The organism is Streptomyces viridochromogenes (assembly GCF_001270495.1).
GTDB lineage: Bacteria > Actinomycetota > Actinomycetes > Streptomycetales > Streptomycetaceae > Streptomyces > Streptomyces viridochromogenes_A.
Map to the genome: position 1 here is coordinate 1 of NZ_LGUR01000169.1, position 247 is coordinate 247.

The window sequence follows — 247 nt, forward strand, 5'->3', positions numbered from 1 at the left end:
GACGCGCAGTGGGGTTCCGGCCAGGTGCAGCAGGGCGTAGGTGCGGCGGCGGTCCAGGACGTTGGCGGCCGCGGTGATCCCGGCCGAGGTGATGGCGACGGTGAAGGTCACCACGAGCACCACTCGGGTGATGGTGGTGGCGCTCGCTCCGCGGCTGCGGGAGCGGCGGGCCACGCCCAGTGGGCCGACGACCACCTGACGGAGCCCGGCGAGCGCGCTGATGACGACCAGCGCGACCACCCCGGCC

The 247-nt window shown here is 74.9% G+C and carries 1 pseudogene; it reads right to left on the bottom strand.

The features are described from left to right. Window positions 1–247: pseudogene (locus ADK36_RS17100) on the bottom strand (hypothetical protein); the annotation flags it as partial.